We start from the raw sequence: 17,535 nt of genomic DNA, 5'->3' as shown, positions 1-17,535 counted from the left end.
CCGCCTACCGCAAGGTCAGCGGCGCCGCGGAGTGATACTGCTCGAGCACATGGGGCGTCGCGTCGGCTTCGTAACTCGCCCAGTCTCCGATCTCCCACGCCGGCGGTGCCTGCTGCCCGGACGCCACCCATGCCGCCTGCCGGGCCGCGCCCAACGCCACGTATTCGCCCGGTGTCGGCACTCGCACGGTGGTCCCGAACACCGCGGGTGCGATCCGCCGGACCGCGTCGGACCTGGCGGCGCCGCCGACGAGGATGATGCGGTTCGCGTCGACGCCCTGCTCGCCGATCTTGTCGATGCAGAACGACATCGAACTGAGCAGCCCTTCAACCGCTGCCCGGGCGATGTTGGCAGGGTGCAGGTTCCGCGTCGTGACACCGTGCAGCGCCCCGGCGGCCCGCGGCAGGTTGGGGGAGCGTTCACCCTCGAAGTACGGCACCAGGACCAGCCCGTCGGCACCGGGCGGCGCCGACAGGGCGAGTCTGTCGAACTCGTCGAAATCCACCGACAGCATCTCTGCGACCGCGGCCAGCACCGGCGCCCCGTTGAGGGTGCACACCAACGGCAATTGGCGTCCGGTCGCGTCGGCGAATCCGGCGACGATGCCGTCGGGGTCGTGGGGCGCGGTCCGGCCGACGGCACTGACCACGCCCGAGGTCCCGAGCGACACCACGCAGTCGCCGTCGCCTGCGCCCAGTCCCAATGCGGCCGCGGCGTTGTCGCCCGCACCAGGCCCCAGGGCAACACCCTCGGTTGTCGTGCCCGCGGACTCCCGTGGTCCCAGCACCCGGGGCACCGTGGGGATGCGGCCGCGCAGGGCGAGCGCGAGGAGGTCGTACTGGTAGTCGTCGGCGCCGGCGGAGTAGTAGCCGGTTCCGCTGGCGTCGCTACGGTCGGTGCGCAGATCGGCGATGTCCGACGAGCCGGTCAACCGCCAGGTCAGCCAGTCGTGTGGAAGGCACACTGCCGCAGTGGCATCGGCGCTCGTCGCCTCGTGGTCGGCCAGCCACCGCAGTTTGGCCGCGGTGATCGCGGCCACCGGCACCACGCCGACACGGTCGGCCCACACCGCGGGGCCGCCCAACTCGCCGACGAGTTGCGCCGCGGCGTCAGCGGAGCGGGTGTCGTTCCACAGCAACGCATCCCGTACCACCTGCCCGGCGGAGTCCAGGCAGATCATGCCGTGCTGCTGCGCGCCCACCGAGATGGCCGCGACGTCATCGAATCCGCCTGCGGCGGTGATGCTGCGCTGCAGCGCCTCCCACCACCATCTCGGGTCGACCTCGGTCCCGCCGGGATGTGGCGACGACGCAGAACGCACGACGCGGCCGGTGTCGGCGTCACAGACGACCACTTTGCAGGACTGGGTGGACGAGTCGACACCCGCGACGAGCGTCATGTCAGAACCTCCCGGGATCGGCCAGCACAGGTGCGAACGCCAACTCCGCGGCACCGATGACCAGAGTATCGGCGCCCAGTGTGGCGGGCACGACCCGGACCATGCTTCGCGGCGCACCCATGCTTCGCCGCGCCAGTTCCTCACGCAGCGCCGTCGCCGCGTAGGCGCAGAACACCCGCAGGAATCCGCCGAGGACGATGAGGCCGGGGTTCAGCATGTTCACGGCATTGCCGAGAGCCACCGCCAGCACGCGGGCCTGGCGATTGAGCACGTCGAGTTCGGCGCTGGTGGGCGGATCCGCTCTGGCACCGTCCAACTCGGTGACCAGCCGGGCCAGCGGCGCCTGCACGACCTCGGTCTCCAGGCATCCCACGCTGCCGCAATGGCACTGCTCGCCGCCGCCGACGTAGGTGTGCCCCAGTTCGCCCGCGTATCCGGCAATGCCGCCCAGCAGTCCGCCGGCCACCACGAATCCCGCACCGATGCCGCTGGGGCCGCCGTTGACGTAGATCAGGTGCTCGGCGCCGTGGTGGTTGCCGAAGAGGTGTTCGGCGATGGCGCCCACGTTGGCGTCGTTGGCCGCGTAGACCGGCAATCCCGTTGCGCTGCTGAGCATCTGGCCGATCTCCACGTCATGCCAGTCCAGATTGGGGGCCAACTGCACCGACGACTCCGGGCCGTGCACCAGGCCCGGCACCGCGACACCGACGGCGGTGATCTCCTGATCGCTGCGCAGGCTGCGGCGGATGTCGGCGATCGCGTCGGCCGTGATGGCCACGGTGTCGGCCGGCGTGGGTATCCGGTCGGTCGGGCGGCGGACGACCTCGCGGACCTCGCCGCCCATCGACACGACTCCGACGGTGACGGCGTCGACCTCGGGGGTGACCGACACCGCGACCACCCGATCGCCGGGGCGCACGATCGGACTCGGGCGCCCGACCTGCGAGACCGGCGGTGCCGGGGACTCGTCGACCAGGCCCCTGGCCGCCAACTCCTCGACGAGGTCCTTCGTGGTGGAGCGCGACAACCCGGTGTGCCGGGTCAGCTCGGCGCGGCTGACGGCGCGGCGGCGGTGTACGAGGGTGAGCACGCCGGACAGGTTCCGCCGTCGGACGTCGTCGGTGCTCGTCCCCACCCGCGTTGCGCGGTGGCCATGCGTCGCGTTCAACGGTGCCCGCCTCCTTCACATTCGACCCTTGACAGTGTCGCAGGCCACATCATAAGTTCGATCAAAGAACAAAACCATAGTCCATTGCCGTTTGGAGTATCCGATGACTGTGCTGGCCGCCGGCCTTCGCACCGCCGAAGCACTGACCCCGAAACGTGAGGACCGGTTCTCGTTCGGTCTCTGGACCGTCGGATGGCCGGGTGTTGACCCGTTCGGTGTCGCCACCCGCCCCGCGCTGGACGCGGTCGAGGCGGTGGAACGACTCGCCGAACTGGGTGCGTACGGCCTGACCTTCCACGACGACGACCTGTTCGCCTTCGGCAGCTCCGATGCCGACCGGCGGCGGGCCGTCGACCGGGTGACCGCCGCGCTCGGCGCCACCGGTCTGGTCGTGCCGATGGTGACCACGAACCTGTTCACCCAGCCGGTGTTCAAAGACGGCGGGTTCACCAGCAACGACCGGGGCGTGCGCCGCTACGCGCTGCGCAAGGTGCTGCGCAACGTCGATCTCGCCGCCGAACTCGGTGCCCAGACGTTCGTGATGTGGGGTGGCAGGGAAGGTAGCGAGTACGACTCGGCCAAGGACGTGCAGGCCGCCCTGGAGCGCTATCGGGAAGCGCTGAACCTCTTGTGCCAGTACGTGATCGATCAGGGCAGCGGAATGCGGTTCGCCATCGAGCCCAAGCCCAACGAGCCGCGCGGCGACATCCTGTTGCCCACCGTCGGGCACGCCCTGGCGTTCATCGAGACCCTGGAACATCCGGAGATGGTCGGGGTCAATCCCGAGACGGGCCACGAGCAGATGGCCGGGCTGAACTTCGCGCACGGTATCGCGCAGGCGCTTTACAGCGGCAAGCTGTTCCACATCGACCTCAACGGTCAGCGTGGCATCAAGTTCGACCAGGATCTGGTGTTCGGTCACGGCGACCTGGTCAACGCATTCTCACTGGTGGACCTGCTGGAGCACGGCGGACCGGACGGTGCGGCCGCCTATGACGGGCCCCGGCACTTCGACTACAAGCCCAGCCGCACCGAGGACATCGCCGGCGTCTGGGCGTCCGCCGCCGCCAACATGCGCATGTACCTGCTGCTTCGCGAGCGGGCCGCGGCGTTCCGCGCCGACCCGGCCGTGCGGGAGGCGATGGCCGCGGCCAAGGTGGCCGAATTGCGGCGCCCGACTCTCGGGGACGGCGAGACCTACGCCGATCTGCTGGCCGACCCGACCGCTTACGAGGACTTCGACACCGACGCGTACTTCGGTGGAAGAGGTTGCGGCTTCGTCGCTCTGCATCAGCTGGCGATCGAGCACCTGATGGGCGCGCGGTGAGTGCGCGGCGCGAGGGGAAACGGAAAATCCTGCCCACCAGTGACCTGGATCACGTTATATGTCGAGAGGCACAACAAATGACCACCACGACTTGTTCGGAGGGATCTTCGTGAAGCGCACCAGCAGCCTGCTCGTCACCGCAGTGATAGGCGTGGGCCTGACCTTGACCGCGTGCGGGTCGAACTCGGACTCGGGTTCGGGGTCCACCGCCGCCCAGGGCGGCGGCAAGATCGGCGTCATCCTGCCCGACACCAAGTCGTCGGTCCGCTGGGAGACCAAGGACCGCCCCGCGTTGGAGGCCGCGTTCAGCGATGCCGGTGTCGACTACACCATCCAGAACGCCGAGGGGTCGGCCGACACCATGGCCACCATCGCCGACGGCATGATCGCCGACGGCGTCACCGTGTTGGCGATCGTGAACCTCGATTCCGACAGCGGCGCCTCGATCCAGCAGAAGGCCGCTGCCCAGGGTGTGAAGACCATCGACTACGACCGCCTGACGTTGGGCGGTTCGTCGGACGTGTACGTGTCGTTCGACAACACCAAGGTCGGCGAACTGCAGGGCCAGGGGCTGGTCGAGTGCCTGGCCGGGCAACCCGCGAACGTGGTGTTCCTCAACGGTTCGCCCACCGACAACAACGCCACGCTGTTCAGTACCGGCGCGCACTCGGTCGTCGATGCGACCCCGTCGATCACGATCGTCGGTGAGCAGGCGGTGCCCGACTGGGACAACGACGCGGCGGTGACGATCTTCGAGCAGCTCTACACCGCGGCAGACGGCCGGGTGGACGGCGTGTACGCCGCCAACGACGGTCTGGCCGGTTCGGTGATCTCGATTCTGGAGAAGAACAAGCGTGCCGGCCAGGTCCCGGTGACCGGGCAGGACGCGACGGTCGAAGGCCTGCAGAACATCCTGGCCGGAACCCAGTGCATGACGGTGTACAAGTCGGCCGCCGAGGAGGCGGGTGCGCTCGCCGACGTCGCGATCGCGCTCGCCAACGGCCAGGAGCCCGAAACCACCGGTACCTCGCGTGACGACACCGGTGGCCGTGACGTGCCCTCGGTGCTGTTGATGCCGCAGTCGATCACCAAGGACAACATCGCGATCGTCTTCGACGACGGTGGTCAGTCCAAGGACGAGGTGTGCTCCGGGCAGTTCGCCGCGGCGTGCACCGCCGCGGGCATGTGATGGAACCGCATCCGCCCATCCTCGAACTGAGCGGCGTCAACAAGAGTTTCGGCGTCGTCCACGTGCTGCACGATGTCGACTTCTGTGTCTATCCCGGCCAGGTGACCGCGCTGGTCGGGGACAACGGCGCCGGGAAGTCGACCCTGGTCAAGGCGATCGCCGGGATCCACCCCATCGACACGGGCAGCTACCTGTTCGAGGGCAAACCGGTGACTGTGCGCAGCCCCAACGACGTGTCGGAGCTGGGCGTGGAGGTCGTGTACCAGGATCTGGCGCTGTGCGAGAACCTCGACATCGTCGAGAACATGTTCCTCGGAAGGGAACTCAAGAGCCGCGGGATGCTCGACGAAGCACGGATGGAGACGATGGCCCGCGACGCGCTGACCTCGCTGTCGGTGCGGACGGTGAAATCGGTGCGCCAGCCGGTGTCGAGTCTGTCGGGCGGCCAGCGGCAGACCGTGGCCATCGCCAAGTCCGTGCTGTGGAACTCCAAGGTGGTCCTGCTCGACGAACCCACGGCCGCCCTGGGTGTGGCGCAGACCCGGCAGGTGATCGACCTGGTGCGCGGACTCGCCGAGCGCGGTCTGGGCGTGGTGCTGATCTCTCACAACATGAACGACGTGTTCGAGGTCGCCGACCGGATCTGCGCGTTGTACCTGGGTCGGGTGGCCGCGGAGGTCAAGGCCTCCGACGTCACTCACGGCCAGGTGGTCGAACTCATCACGGCAGGCCGATCGGGCAACCTCGGCCTGGCCCCGGCCGAAGCCGCCGAGTCGATGTGAACCCCGTCCAACCCCGAGACACAGATGAGGCGCTCGAAATGACCACTGTCCGTCCCGAATCCGGGCTCGCTACGGCCGAGTCCGGGTTCTCGGATGACCAGCGCACCGACGACACGTTCGGCGACGCGGTACGCGGATACCTGCAACGGGTCCGCGGTGGGGACATGGGATCCCTGCCGGCCTTCCTCGGCCTGGTCGTGTTGTTCGTGGTCTTCGGCCTGGCCAACGACCGGTTCCTGTCCGCGCTGAACCTCGCCAATCTCATCACCCAGGCCGGGTCGATCTGCGTGCTGGCGATGGGCCTGGTGTTCGTGCTGCTGCTCGGCGACATCGACCTGTCGGCCGGCGTCGCCGGCGGGGTGGCGGCCTGCGCGATGGCATTGGCCGTGGTGAACATGAGCTGGCCCTGGTGGGTCGCGATGGCGGCCGGGATCGCCTGCGGCGCAGTCATCGGGCTCGCGATCGGCCTGCTGCGCGCGAAGCTGGGTATCCCGTCGTTCGTCGTCACGCTGGCGTTCTTTCTCGGACTGCAGGGTGTCACGCTCAAGCTCATCGGCGAGGGCGGCTCTGTGCGCGTCGACAACCCGGTGATCCGCGGGCTGACGATCAGCAACCTGCCGGTCACCGTCGGCTGGACGATCGCCGCGGTGGTGGTGATCGGTTTCGCCGCACTGGAATTCGGCCAGTACCGGCGCAAGATTGCCCTGCAACTGGCCCACCCGCCCATCGGTGTCGTGGTCGCACGGGTGTCCGCGGTGGCCGCGGTGGTACTCGGTGTGACGTACGTGATGAGCGTCAACCGCAGCGTCAACGCCAGCGCGGAGATCCGCGGAATCCCGTATGTGCTGCCGCTGATCCTGGTGCTGCTGATCGCGATGACCGTGGTGCTCAAGCGCACGTCCTACGGCAGGCACATCTACGCCGTCGGCGGCAACGCCGAAGCCGCACGCCGGGCGGGTATCTCGGTGGACCGCATCCGGGTGTCGGTGTTCATCGTGTGCTCGTCGCTGGCCGCGCTGAGCGGCATCATCGCGGCGTCGTACGCGGGCAAGGTGTCGGCCTCGTCGGGCGCGGGCAACACGCTGCTCTACGCCGTCGGCGCGGCGGTCATCGGTGGTACCAGCCTGTTCGGCGGCCGGGGCCGGGCGATCGACGCGGTGATCGGCGGGGTGGTGGTCGCGACCATCGCCAACGGTCTGGGTCTGCTCAACCAGTCGTCGTACATCAACTTCCTGGTGACCGGCGGTGTGCTTCTGCTGGCCGCCAGCGTCGACGCGATCTCGCGGCGCCGCCGTTCGTCGACGGGATTGAGTTAGCCCGCTGGACCGGAACGGATCATCCGGCACCGCGCACCCGGTTCACGCCGAACGTCGCGACGCCCGAGAGCGTCACGAGCGCGGCCAGCCCGACGAAGCCCAGCGGCACGCTGGTCGCTGCTGCCATGGACGCGACCAGCAGAGGGCCCGCGGCGTCACCGCATTCGCGGCCCACCTCAGCCGCGCCCATGGTCTGACCCAGCCGTTCTTCGGGTGTCGACCGGGCCAGCATCGTGAACGCGAGCGGGGTGATCAGTCCACAACCAAGCCCGATCACGACCGCGGCGCACAGCAGGCCCGCCACCCCGGGGATCAGCACTGCGGCCAGCCCCGCCGCGGTGAGCAGCCCACCGGACGTGATGCCTGCGGTCACGGTGATCCGCCCTGCGTCGAGTGCGCGGCCGGCGGCGGGCTGCACGAGCGCCGTGGTCAGCGCAAGCACGGAGACGACTGCGCCGGTGACGACTGGGGACAGACCGGCCTGTGTCCCGACGACCGGCAGGAACCCGACGCCGACCGACAGTGCCGCGGTGGCCGAGACGAGCGCGAGAGTCGGTGTGATGAAGGAGGATTCGGAAAACCGACGCAACGTGTCGACCAGGGTCTGCCGCTGTCGGGGGAGGGGCTTCAGTGCGGGTACCGAGACCGCCGCCCACACGGCGACCACGCCGCCCAGCACCGCCATCACCGCGAACAGTGTGCGCATCCCGCCCACGGCGACGATCACTCCGCCCAGTAGCGGCCCCAGTGTGTACCCGATCGACTTGTAGGAGCCGTAGGTGCCGAACGCGCGACCGTGGCCGCCCGCCGGGGTCAGGCGGGCCACCAGCGCCGACGCGGCAGGGGAGAAGGCCGCGGCGCCCACACCCTGGCCGAAGCGTCCCGCCCAGAGCCACCCGGTGTCGTCGGCCACCGCATACGCCGCCGAGGCGGCCACGAAGATCAGCAACCCGGCGATGAGCACGGTGCGTGCGCCGATCCGGTCGGCAAGGGTCCCGAAGACCGGTTTGAGGACGACCTCGGCGCCGTCGTAGATCGCCAACAGTGCCCCGAGTGTCAGCAGCGACGCCGCGGTACCCGTGGTGGTGGTGCCCAACGTGCCCGCGACCGCGTGGGCGCCGAAGGCTGTCGTGAACCCGGCAGCCAACAACGGTGCCCGCTGGGCTGCGGGCGTCAGCCCAGCCATGCCCCGATGCGGCGCAACGCCTCCTCGAGGTCGGAGGTCGGGCCCGCGAACGACAGTCGCACGAATGCGCCTCCCCGGACGGTGTCGAAGTCGACCCCGGGGGCGATGGCCACGCCGGTCTCGTCCAACAGCTTGGAGCAGAAGGCCAGCGAGTCGGTGGTCAGGTGCGACACGTCGGCGTAGACGTAGAACGCACCGTCGGTCGGTGCCAGCCGGTCGATGCCGATCGCGCGCAGCCCGTCGAGCAGCAGGGTTCGGTTGGCCGCGTAGATGTCGAGCAGCGCCTCAGCCTCGGCGATGGACTCGGGGGTGAAGGCCGATACGGCGGCCAGTTGGGGCAGCACTGGAGGGCAGATCGTGAAGTTGCCGGTCAACCGGTCCACGGCCCGCTTGAGTTCCTGGGGCACCAGCAGCCAGCCCAGCCGCCACCCGGTCATCGCGAAGTATTTCGAGAAGCTGTTCACCACAACCGCTTCCCGGGAGGACTCCCATGCGCAGCTGGTCGCCGGCGCACCGGGATAGACCAGCCCGTGGTACACCTCGTCACTGATCAGCCGGACCCCGGAGGCCTCACACCAGGACGCGATCGCGGCGAGTTCCTCGGGCGGGATCACCGTGCCGGTCGGGTTGGCGGGGCTCGCGACGATCACGCCCGAGACGGGCGGGTCCAACGCCTCGAGCATCTGCAGCGTCGGCTGGAACCTGGTCTCGGGTCCGCAGGGCAGCTCGATCACCTCACAGCCCAGCGCCGTCAGGATGTTGCGGTAGCAGGGATATCCGGGGCTGGCGATCGCCACCCGGTCCCCGGGGTCGAAGCACGCCAGAAACGCCAACAGGAATCCGCCCGACGAGCCCGTCGTGACGACGACGTCATCGGGGTCGACCGGCAGCGCGTGGCGCTGCTGGTACGAGTCGGCGATCGCGGCCCGCAGTTCAGGGATGCCGAGCGCGACGGAGTAGCCGAGCTCGTTGCGGTTCAGTGCCGCGACGGCGGCCTCGCGCACCGCCGTCGGCGCCCCGGCGCTGGGCTGTCCCGCCGAGAGATTGACCAGGTCACCGTGGGTGCGCTGGCGTTCCGCCGCGGCCAGCCACACGTCCATCACATAGAACGGCGGGATACCCGAGCGCAGCGAAGGAGTCACCTGGCCAGGCTAGAACACCTCGGATTCGAGCCGACGCAGCTGCTGCCGCGGCGGCCCGAACAGCTGCGCGCTGCCGTGCGCCCGCTTGAAGTACAGCTGGATGTCGCTCTCCCACGTGATCGCGATGCCGCCGTGCATCTGCACCGCCTCGGCCGCCACGGCCGAGAACGCCTCGGAGGCCGCCAACCGGGCCAGCGCCGCCCCAGAAGAGCTCGGCTCGGCGACCGCTGCGTCGACGACGGCCTTGGCCGACTGCACCGCGACGTACAGATCGGCCATCCGGTGCTTGAGCGCCTGGAAGCTGCCGATCGGGCGGCCGAACTGCACCCGGTCCTTGGTGTACTGCACGGTCAGCTCGAGGCAGCGCGTCGCGGCGCCGATCTGTTCGGCGGCCAGCAGGATCGCCGCGGTGTCCGCCAGACCGGGATCGGCGCCCAGCGGCGAGGTCTGTGCGGCCTCGAGGGCGGCCAACGGACGCGTGATGTCCATCGCCACCGCCGGGGTCGCGGTGAAGGAGGTCCAGTGGGTCAGTGCGTCGCCGTCGGCGGCGACCACGACGTCGGCGACATTGCCGTTGACGACGTAGGCCGGGTCGAACACCACGGTCCCGATCGCGGTGCCCTCAACCAGCGCCCCGAGCAGGTCTTCGTCCGGCTGGTCGACCGACAGCAGCGCAAGTTCGGCCAGCGTGGTGCCGAGCAGCGGCGTCGGCACCAGGCCCTTGCCCAGTTCTTCGAGAACTGCTGCGGCGTCGCCCAGTTCGCCACCGGCGCCGCCGAGTTCCTCCGGCACCACCAGTGCAGCGGCGCCGACCTGCTCGCACAGCGTCTTCCAGAGCGACTCGTCGTAGCCCCGCTCCGAGGCCGCCGCCTTGCGCACCGCCTCGGGCGACGCGTGCTTGTCGACCAGCGCGGCGACGGTGTCGCGCAGCAGGTCCCGTTCGTCGCTCATCTGGTCAGTTCCTCCAAAACTCGCCGCCGGTGCCACGTCGGATCGCCCCATGCGGGGCGCAGTGCCTGCACCCGCAGCAGCAACAGCGACAGGTCGTGCTCCTGGGTGAATCCGATCGCCCCGTGGGTCTGCAGCGACGACCGGGCGGCCAGCAGTGCCGCGTCGGCCGCCGCGACCTTGGCCGCGCTGACGTCGCGGGCGGTGTCGACCGAGCCGTCCGCGAGCGACAGCGCCGCGCCGTAGACCAGCGGCCGGGCCAATTCGACGGCGATCAGCACGTCGGCCAGCTTGTGCTTGATCGCCTGGTAGGTGCCGATCACCGTGCCGAACTGGCTGCGCTGCTTGGCGTACTCCACCGACGCGTCCAGCATGGCCTGCGCGGCGCCGACGAGCAGCGCCGAGGTGGCCAGCGCGCCGAACTCGAACGCGCGCGCCACGTCCGCGGCCCTCGCCTCACCGGAGGCGTTGACCTCGAACAGTTTCCGGCTCGGATCGACGGACTCGTGCTCGCCTGCCGCGGTCGCATCGCACACCGTGCCGTCGCCGGCGAGCAGGACCAGGCCCGCGGTGTCGGCGCCGACCGCACGCGGCACCAGGGGCGGCGCGGCGACCGTCGCGATCAACTCGCCAGAGGCCAGTGCCCCGCTGCGCTCGTCGTCGGCGAGCAGGACCGGTGCCACCGCGATCGATTCGGCGACCGGGCCCGGCACGTTCCACCGGCCGAGCCGTTCCAGCGCTACCACCAGGTCCACCGGGTGCGCATCGATGCCGTCGAATTTCTCGGGGACCATCAGCGCGGTCACCCCCAGGTCGGCGAGCTGCGCCCACACCTTGCGGCCGGGGGCGAGGTTGCCGTCGCCCCAGGCCCGTACCGCGGCGGGCACGTCGGCCGAGCCCAGCGCGGCATCGATGCTGGCCGCGAAATCGCGCTGCTGATCGTCGATCTCAAAGTTCACGTTCGTCTACTTTCGGGGCAGGCCCAGGAGCCGCTCGGCGATGATGTTGCGCTGGATCTCGTTGGTTCCGGCGTAGATCGGTCCGCCGAGCGCGAACAGCAGACCCTCGGTCACCGAATCGAAGAGTTCGCCGTCGGCGCCCCGCAGGTCCAGCGCGGTCTGATGCAGCACGACGTCGAGGTCGGACCAGAACACCTTGGTGATCGACGATTCCGCGCCCAGCTCACCGCCGCCTGCGACCCGGGTGACGGTGCCGAACGTGTGCAGCCGGTAGGCCTGCGCCTTGATCCATGCATCGGCGACCCGGTCGATGAAGGCCGGGTCAGGGTTGTCCTTCCACTGTGCGACGAGGCGTTCGGCCGGGGCGAGGAAGCGGGCCGGGCTGCGCAGCGACATGCCCCGCTCGTTGCTCGAGGTGCTCATCGCGGCTCGCCAGCCCTCGTGCACGCTGCCGATCACGTCCTGGTCGGGGACGAAGACGTCGTCGAGGAAGATCTCCCCGAAGCCGGTGTCGCCGCCGAGTTGTGCGATGGGCCGGACCGTCACGCCGTCCGCCTTCAGGTCGAACATGACGTACGTCAGACCTTTGTGGCGCTGCGCCTCGGGATCGGACCGGAACAGTCCGAACGCGCGCTCGCCGAACACCGCACGCGAGCTCCAGATCTTCTGCCCGTTGAGCAGCCAGCCGCCGTCGGTGCGGGTCGCCGTCGACCGCAGCGACGCCAGGTCGCTGCCGGACTCCGGTTCCGACCACGCCTGCGCCCAGATCTCCTCGCCGCTGGCCATCTTGGGCAGGATCCGGTCCAGCTGTTCCTCGGTGCCGTGCGCGAACAGCGTCGGCGCCAGCATCGAGGTGCCGTTGGCGCTGGCCCGGCCCGGGGCGCCGGCGCGGAAGTACTCCTCCTCGTAGACGATCCACTGCAACAGCGTGGCGTCGCGGCCGCCGTACTTGGCCGGCCAGGTGATCACCGACAGTCCGGCGTCGAAAAGCACCTTGTCCCAGCGGCGGTGCTGTTCGAAGCCCTCGGCGGTGTCGTAGGACTTGGTCGGGAACGCGTCCTTGTTCGCGGCGAGGAACTCACGCACCTCGGCCCGGAACTCGCACGTGGCGTCGTCGAAGGTCAGGTCCAACTCAGGCCCTCTCAGTGTGTTGACGGAGCAGTGGCTTGACCACCTTGCCGCCCGGATTACGCGGGAGCGCGTCGAGGAACTCGACGCTGCGCGGGGTCTTGAAGTTCGCGAGATGCTCTCGCGCATGGTTGATCACGGTCTTCTCGTCCAGTTCGGCGCCGGGCAGCGTGACCACGAACGCCTTGCCGACCTCGCCGAGGCGCTCGTCGGGGACGCCGATCACCGCGGTCTCGGCGACGCCGTCGAGGCGCGCGAGCACCTGCTCGATCTCGGCCGGGTAGACGTTGAACCCGCCGCAGATGTACATGTCCTTGAGCCGGTCGGTGATCTTCAGGTTCCCGTCGGCGTCGAGTTCGCCGACATCGCCGGTGTGCAGCCAACCTTCGGCGTCGATCGCGGCGGCGGTGGCCTCGGGGTCGTCCAGGTAGCCCAGCATCACGTTGGGTCCGCGCAGCAGCACCTCGCCCTGCTCACCGATGCACAGTTCGAAGTCCGCGATCGGCCGGCCCGACGTCGTCGCAACCGTCACCGCGTCGTCGTCGGCGCGGCACATCGTGCCGAAGCCCGCGGCCTCGGTCAGCCCGTACGCGGTCAGGACGATGTCGATGTCGAGTTCGGTCTGCATCCGCTCAATGAGCACGACGGGGATGGTGGCCGCCCCGGTGACCGCGAAACGCAGTGAGCTGAGGTCGAATTCGGTGCGCTTGGGGTGGTCCAGCAGCGTCTGGTAGATCGTCGGGGGCCCCGGCAGCACGGTGACGCCGTGCTCCTGCACCGCGCGCATCGTCTTCTCCGGATCGAACGTCAGCTCGGGGAACAGCGTGGCGCCGGTCTGCAGGCAGGCCAGGATGCCTGCCTTGTAGCCGAAGTTGTGGAAGAACGGGTTGATGCACAGGTAGCGGTCGCTGGACGACACCTGCCCACAGGCCGCCCACGCGGCAGACGCGTCCAGCGACTGGCGGTGTGCGCAGCGCACGCCCTTGCTGCGGCCGGTGGTGCCGGAGGTGAACAGGATGTCGGAGACGTCGTCGTCGGTCACCGCCGCGGCGCGTTGGTCGACGGCGGTGAGATCGGCGGCGCGCGCCACGAACTCGTCCCAGGTGCCGTCGTCGGTCTCGATCGGGATGCGCACGACCTCGCGCAGCGCGGGCAGCGCGTCCCGGTCGACCGAACCGGCTTTGTCCGCGCCGAGGAACTCCCCGGACGCGAACAGCAGTGGCGCCGCGGTGCGAGCCAGGATGTCTTCGGCCTCACCGGCGGTGTAGCGGGTGTTGAGCGGGACCAGGACACCGCCGGCGTGGTGGATGGCCAGGCAGGCGACCACCCAGTGCCAGGTGTTGGGCGACCAGATCGCCACCCGGTCGCCCGGTTCGATGCCCAGCTCGATCATCGCCGCGGCCGCCTGCCGGACCTCGGAGCGCAGCTCGGCGTAGGTCAACGTCCTGTCGGTCGTGACGACGGCGGGGTGGTCGGGCAACTCGCGCGCGATCCGGTCGAGAACCGCGGGAGTGGTCCGCGCGGACTTCGTCATCGAACGCTCCTCCAGGGGATCGGCTACCCAAGCAAGTGCTTGGTAGGCTACCCTACAGGGGTGATAGAGGTCCAGGAGTTCAGGGCTGAGGTCCGCGACTGGCTCGCCGAGAATCTGGTCGGCGAATACGCCGCGTTGAAGGGCCTGGGAGGGCCCGGCCGCGAGCACGAGGCCTTCGAGGAACGGCTGCAATGGAACCGGCATCTGGCTGCCGCCGGGCTGACCTGCCTGGGGTGGCCCGAGGAACACGGCGGCCGCGGGCTGTCGGTCGCGCACCGCGTCGCGTTCTACGAGGAGTACGCCAAAGCCAACGCCCCCGACAAGGTCAACCACCTCGGCGAGGAGCTGCTCGGCCCGACGCTGATCGCCTACGGCACACCGGAACAGCAGCAGCGCTTCCTGCCGAAGATCCTCGACGTCACCGAGCTGTGGTCGCAGGGCTACTCCGAGCCTGGCGCAGGTAGCGACCTGGCCAACGTGTCCACCACCGCGGTGCTCGACGACGAGGGCCGGCAGTGGCTCATCAATGGCCAGAAGGTCTGGACGTCGCTGGCGCACTGGGCGCAGTGGTGCTTCGTGGTGGCCCGCACCGAGAAGGGCTCCAAGCGCCACGCCGGCCTGTCCTACCTACTGGTCCCGCTGGAGCAGCCCGGCGTCGAGATTCGGCCGATCATCCAGCTGACCGGCGACTCCGAGTTCAACGAGGTCTTCTTCGACGACGCCCGCACCGACGCCGGCCTCGTGGTCGGCGAACCGGGTGACGGCTGGCGGGTGGCCATGGGGACGCTGACCTTCGAGCGCGGGGTGTCCACCCTCGGTCAGCAGATCCGTTACGCGCGTGAGCATGCCAATCTCGTCGAGCTGGCCAAGCGCACCGGTGCCGCCGACGACCCGCTGATCCGCGAGCGGCTGGTCCGCTCGTGGGCCGGTCTCAAGGCGATGCGGTCCTACGCCCTGGCGACGATGGACGTCGAGAGGCCCGGGCAGGACAACATCTCAAAGTTGTTGTGGGCCAACTGGCATCGCGAACTCGGCGAGATCGCGATGGATGTCGAAGGGATGGCAGGGCTGACGTTGCCGGACGGGGAGTTCAGTGAATGGCAACGGCTGTACCTGTTCTCCCGCTCGGACACCATCTACGGCGGGTCCAACGAGATCCAGCGCAACATCATCGCCGAGCGGGTGCTCGGCCTGCCCCGGGAGGCCAAAGGTTCATGACCGATCTGTCCATCGCGCCCACTGAGATCGCGGGCCATGACCTGCTCAAGGGCAAGGTCGTGCTGGTGACCGCCGCGGCCGGCACCGGCATCGGGTCGACGACCGCACGGCGCGCGCTGCTCGAGGGTGCCGACGTGGTGGTCTCCGACTATCACGAACGCCGGCTCGGCGAGACCCGCGACGAACTCGCTGCGCTCGGCCTCGGCAAGGTCGACTCGGTGGTGTGTGACGTCACCTCCACCGAAGCCGTCGACGCGCTGATCGCCCGTACGGTCGAAAAGGCCGGTCGCCTCGACGTTCTGGTGAACAACGCCGGCCTGGGCGGGCAGACGCCGGTCATCGACATGACCGACGACGAGTGGGATCGCGTCCTCAACGTGACGCTGACGTCGGTGATGCGGGCGACCCGGGCCGCGTTGCGGTACTTCCGCGACGTGCCGCACGGCGGTGTCATCGTGAACAACGCCAGCGTGCTGGGCTGGCGCGCACAGCACTCGCAGTCGCACTACGCCGCGGCCAAGGCCGGCGTGATGGCGCTGACCCGGTGCAGCGCGGTCGAGGCCGTCGAGTACGGGGTGCGGATCAACGCGGTCTCACCGAGCATCGCCCGGCACAAGTTCCTGGAGAAGACCAGCAGCTCCGAACTGCTCGACCGGTTGGCCGAAGGCGAGGCGTTCGGCCGCGCTGCGGAGCCGTGGGAGGTCGCGGCCACCATCGCGTTCCTGGCCAGCGACTACTCCAGTTACCTGACCGGCGAGGTGATCTCGGTGTCGAGCCAACGGGCGTAAGTCCGGCACGCAGATATCACGCTTCCTGTGCCGCCGTGGGTTTACGCACCGCGCGCCGGTCAAAGGTGATCAGCCCGGCGACGGCCACAGCTGCCACCAGCTGAACTGACAGGAATTGTGCCAGAGACGCAGGCCCGAACGACGTGAACTCATGGTGCAACGACGCGATGGCGATCACCGCGACGGTGAAGCCGACAGCGAGCTTCCGGTGCGGACGGTCGCTCAGGCTGCCGAGGACCTCGGAGATCGCATAGACGAGCGGTAGAACGGCCAGCGCTCCAAGGCGCTGCTCGTTCGATTGGAAGCCCACCCACGCCGGATCGATCATCGCCGGCTGTGCCGCCAGTGCGCCGGCCATCAAGAGGCTCATCCAGCACGGCACAGACAGATTGCGCCAACCGGCAATCACGACCAGCGGGACCAATACGGCTACCGGCAGGGTGAGCGGTATCGCGGTGCGGGCCAGGTGTGCGGCCAGTTCCGGTGCTGCTGCGGGCAGGTCACCGATGCGGGTCAGTACCGAATCACGTAGCAGTGAGGGTTCGTAATCCACAGAGAAGCGGGCGGTCCACACCTTGATGCCGCCATAGATGACGAAAGGCAGCGCAAGGGTTGCCGCCGCCGTCGTCCACGGCCGAGCATGCGCACGTTCCGGCTTCCGCCATGCCGGATCCACCAGGATCCACAGTGCAGCAACGGGTGTGACCCCGATGGCCGTCTGGCGTCCGAGTGCGGCGATAAGCAGCCCGCCGAGCACTTTGACCGGCGCCTGCCGCCTCAGGCCGAGCAGGCAGATACCTAAACCCGCCACGAAGACAAGATCCTGCAACGAGTCCGTCTGCGAGACGAAGGGCCGCAAGGTATAGGGATTCAGGACGAAAAGAGCAGAGCACAGCGCGAACTCAGGCACGGGTAGGTGTCGGAAGAGGGCGAGGACCACGGCGAATAGTGCAGCCATGGTGATGGCCCAGGCCAGGGCGTAGGCCGTATCGAGCGAGACACCGGGTAGTTTCGCGAGTATGCCGACGGCGTAGTGGACGGCAAATCTACCGGCATACGCCGAACCGATCGAAGTCGTCGGTAATTCCGGTGCGGCGGAAGATATTTGCCGGTACTCGAGCGCATCGCCGGAAGGCGGCGATGAGAAATCCGCACTTGTGGCGAAGATGATCACATACATCGATGCCAGTAGCCATGTTCGCGTATCCCTGAGTACGTGCATGGGCCGGCCGGTCGATTTTCCGTGATTCTTTGCCATACCTGAGCCCCCCTGCCGAACAACGCTACGCCGCGCAGTTGGCCAGGGCGTACGCAACCGCAAATCCGGGACTGTGCCGGAGATGATCAGCGCAACCTGCTTTGGTGTCATGGGGCACGTGATGCAATAGCGGCAGAACCCGACGAACGAGAGGGTCTGAGGGACGAGCGATGATGAGTCTGCGGACTTGAAC

15 protein-coding genes are annotated in these 17,535 nt (G+C 68.8%); 6 read left to right on the top strand and 9 right to left on the bottom strand.

Annotation, left to right across the window (positions count from 1 at the left end):
• Positions 1-4 precede the first annotated feature (4 nt).
• Both C6A87_RS25095 and C6A87_RS25090 read right to left on the bottom strand, forming a co-directional pair.
• A complete protein-coding gene (locus C6A87_RS25095) occupies positions 5-1,399 on the bottom strand; it encodes an FGGY family carbohydrate kinase (protein ID WP_311114725.1) in 1,395 nt (464 codons plus the stop codon).
• Between the two features lies 1 nt (position 1,400).
• Positions 1,401-2,567, bottom strand: a complete 1,167-nt coding sequence (locus C6A87_RS25090) for an ROK family transcriptional regulator (RefSeq protein ID WP_311114724.1) — start codon at positions 2,565-2,567, stop codon at positions 1,401-1,403.
• A gap of 103 nt (positions 2,568-2,670) precedes the next feature.
• Between C6A87_RS25090 and xylA the strand changes: the two genes are divergently transcribed.
• From xylA to C6A87_RS25070, 4 genes are all read left to right on the top strand, one after another.
• Positions 2,671-3,894 (top strand): xylose isomerase, encoded by a 1,224-nt coding sequence (gene xylA / locus C6A87_RS25085; RefSeq protein WP_311114723.1) that lies wholly within the window; start codon positions 2,671-2,673, stop codon positions 3,892-3,894.
• A 109-nt stretch (positions 3,895-4,003) separates the two neighbouring features.
• Positions 4,004-5,083: a substrate-binding domain-containing protein gene (locus C6A87_RS25080; protein WP_311114722.1), complete on the top strand. Its 1,080-nt coding sequence runs from the start codon at positions 4,004-4,006 to the stop codon at positions 5,081-5,083.
• A complete protein-coding gene (locus C6A87_RS25075; RefSeq protein ID WP_311118073.1) occupies positions 5,083-5,865 on the top strand; it encodes an ATP-binding cassette domain-containing protein in 783 nt (260 codons plus the stop codon). Before C6A87_RS25080 ends, C6A87_RS25075 begins: the two co-directional genes overlap by 1 nt.
• A gap of 38 nt (positions 5,866-5,903) precedes the next feature.
• Positions 5,904-7,181 (top strand): ABC transporter permease subunit, encoded by a 1,278-nt coding sequence (locus tag C6A87_RS25070; RefSeq protein WP_311114721.1) that lies wholly within the window; start codon positions 5,904-5,906, stop codon positions 7,179-7,181.
• Between the two features lie 19 nt (positions 7,182-7,200).
• Here C6A87_RS25070 and C6A87_RS25065 read toward each other — a convergent pair whose 3' ends face one another.
• Genes C6A87_RS25065 through fadD3 form a run of 6 tightly spaced genes read right to left on the bottom strand, consistent with a single transcriptional unit; the run spans position 7,201 to position 14,078 of the window.
• A complete protein-coding gene (locus C6A87_RS25065) occupies positions 7,201-8,367 on the bottom strand; it encodes an MFS transporter (protein WP_311114720.1) in 1,167 nt (388 codons plus the stop codon).
• Positions 8,355-9,467, bottom strand: a complete 1,113-nt coding sequence (locus C6A87_RS25060) for a pyridoxal phosphate-dependent aminotransferase (protein ID WP_311118072.1) — start codon at positions 9,465-9,467, stop codon at positions 8,355-8,357. The genes C6A87_RS25065 and C6A87_RS25060 overlap by 13 nt, the downstream gene beginning before the upstream one ends.
• 51 nt (positions 9,468-9,518) lie before the next feature.
• Positions 9,519-10,460 (bottom strand): acyl-CoA dehydrogenase family protein, encoded by a 942-nt coding sequence (locus C6A87_RS25055; RefSeq protein ID WP_311114719.1) that lies wholly within the window; start codon positions 10,458-10,460, stop codon positions 9,519-9,521.
• Positions 10,457-11,416 carry an acyl-CoA dehydrogenase gene (locus C6A87_RS25050; RefSeq protein WP_311114718.1) on the bottom strand — a complete coding sequence of 320 codons (960 nt, stop codon included), beginning with the start codon at positions 11,414-11,416 and terminating at the stop codon, positions 10,457-10,459. The genes C6A87_RS25055 and C6A87_RS25050 overlap by 4 nt, the downstream gene beginning before the upstream one ends.
• A gap of 6 nt (positions 11,417-11,422) precedes the next feature.
• The gene (locus C6A87_RS25045; protein ID WP_311114717.1) at positions 11,423-12,547 is read right to left on the bottom strand and encodes an acyl-CoA dehydrogenase family protein; all 1,125 of its coding nucleotides are present in this window, start codon (positions 12,545-12,547) and stop codon (positions 11,423-11,425) included.
• A 1-nt stretch (position 12,548) separates the two neighbouring features.
• Positions 12,549-14,078, bottom strand: a complete 1,530-nt coding sequence (fadD3, locus tag C6A87_RS25040; RefSeq protein ID WP_311114716.1) for a 3-((3aS,4S,7aS)-7a-methyl-1,5-dioxo-octahydro-1H-inden-4-yl)propanoate--CoA ligase FadD3 — start codon at positions 14,076-14,078, stop codon at positions 12,549-12,551.
• 60 nt (positions 14,079-14,138) lie between these two features.
• Here fadD3 and ipdE1 point away from each other — a divergent pair, with 60 nt between their 5' ends.
• Together ipdE1 and ipdF are read left to right on the top strand one after the other, a co-directional pair.
• Entirely contained in the window at positions 14,139-15,296 is a 1,158-nt protein-coding gene (ipdE1, locus tag C6A87_RS25035) for an acyl-CoA dehydrogenase IpdE1 (protein ID WP_311114715.1), read from the top strand.
• Positions 15,293-16,084, top strand: a complete 792-nt coding sequence (gene ipdF, locus C6A87_RS25030; protein WP_311114714.1) for a (5R,7aS)-5-hydroxy-7a-methyl-1-oxo-2,3,5,6,7,7a-hexahydro-1H-indene-carboxyl-CoA reductase — start codon at positions 15,293-15,295, stop codon at positions 16,082-16,084. The genes ipdE1 and ipdF overlap by 4 nt, the downstream gene beginning before the upstream one ends.
• Before the next feature lie 16 nt (positions 16,085-16,100).
• Here the strand turns inward: ipdF and C6A87_RS25025 are convergent, their stop codons facing one another.
• Entirely contained in the window at positions 16,101-17,264 is a 1,164-nt protein-coding gene (locus C6A87_RS25025; protein ID WP_311114713.1) for a hypothetical protein, read from the bottom strand.
• Positions 17,265-17,535 lie beyond the last annotated feature (271 nt).

Origin of the sequence: Mycobacterium sp. ITM-2016-00317, from assembly GCF_002968295.1 — a bacterium.
Lineage (GTDB): Bacteria > Actinomycetota > Actinomycetes > Mycobacteriales > Mycobacteriaceae > Mycobacterium.
This window is presented reverse-complemented; position numbering and strand designations above follow the sequence as displayed.

Excerpts from the sequence above, each read along its gene's own strand:
- C6A87_RS25095 (WP_311114725.1), bottom strand. The coding sequence starts at position 1,399 with ATGACGCTCGTCGCGGGTGTCGACTCGTCCACCCAGTCCTGCAAAGTG.
- xylA (WP_311114723.1), top strand. The coding sequence starts at position 2,671 with ATGACTGTGCTGGCCGCCGGCCTTCGCACCGCCGAAGCACTGACCCCG.
- C6A87_RS25075 (WP_311118073.1), top strand. The coding sequence starts at position 5,083 with ATGGAACCGCATCCGCCCATCCTCGAACTGAGCGGCGTCAACAAGAGT.
- C6A87_RS25070 (WP_311114721.1), top strand. The coding sequence starts at position 5,904 with ATGACCACTGTCCGTCCCGAATCCGGGCTCGCTACGGCCGAGTCCGGG.
- C6A87_RS25065 (WP_311114720.1), bottom strand. The coding sequence starts at position 8,367 with ATGGCTGGGCTGACGCCCGCAGCCCAGCGGGCACCGTTGTTGGCTGCC.
- C6A87_RS25060 (WP_311118072.1), bottom strand. The coding sequence starts at position 9,467 with ATGGACGTGTGGCTGGCCGCGGCGGAACGCCAGCGCACCCACGGTGAC.
- C6A87_RS25055 (WP_311114719.1), bottom strand. The coding sequence starts at position 10,460 with ATGAGCGACGAACGGGACCTGCTGCGCGACACCGTCGCCGCGCTGGTC.
- fadD3 (WP_311114716.1), bottom strand. The coding sequence starts at position 14,078 with ATGACGAAGTCCGCGCGGACCACTCCCGCGGTTCTCGACCGGATCGCG.
- ipdF (WP_311114714.1), top strand. The coding sequence starts at position 15,293 with ATGACCGATCTGTCCATCGCGCCCACTGAGATCGCGGGCCATGACCTG.
- C6A87_RS25025 (WP_311114713.1), bottom strand. The coding sequence starts at position 17,264 with ATGTATGTGATCATCTTCGCCACAAGTGCGGATTTCTCATCGCCGCCT.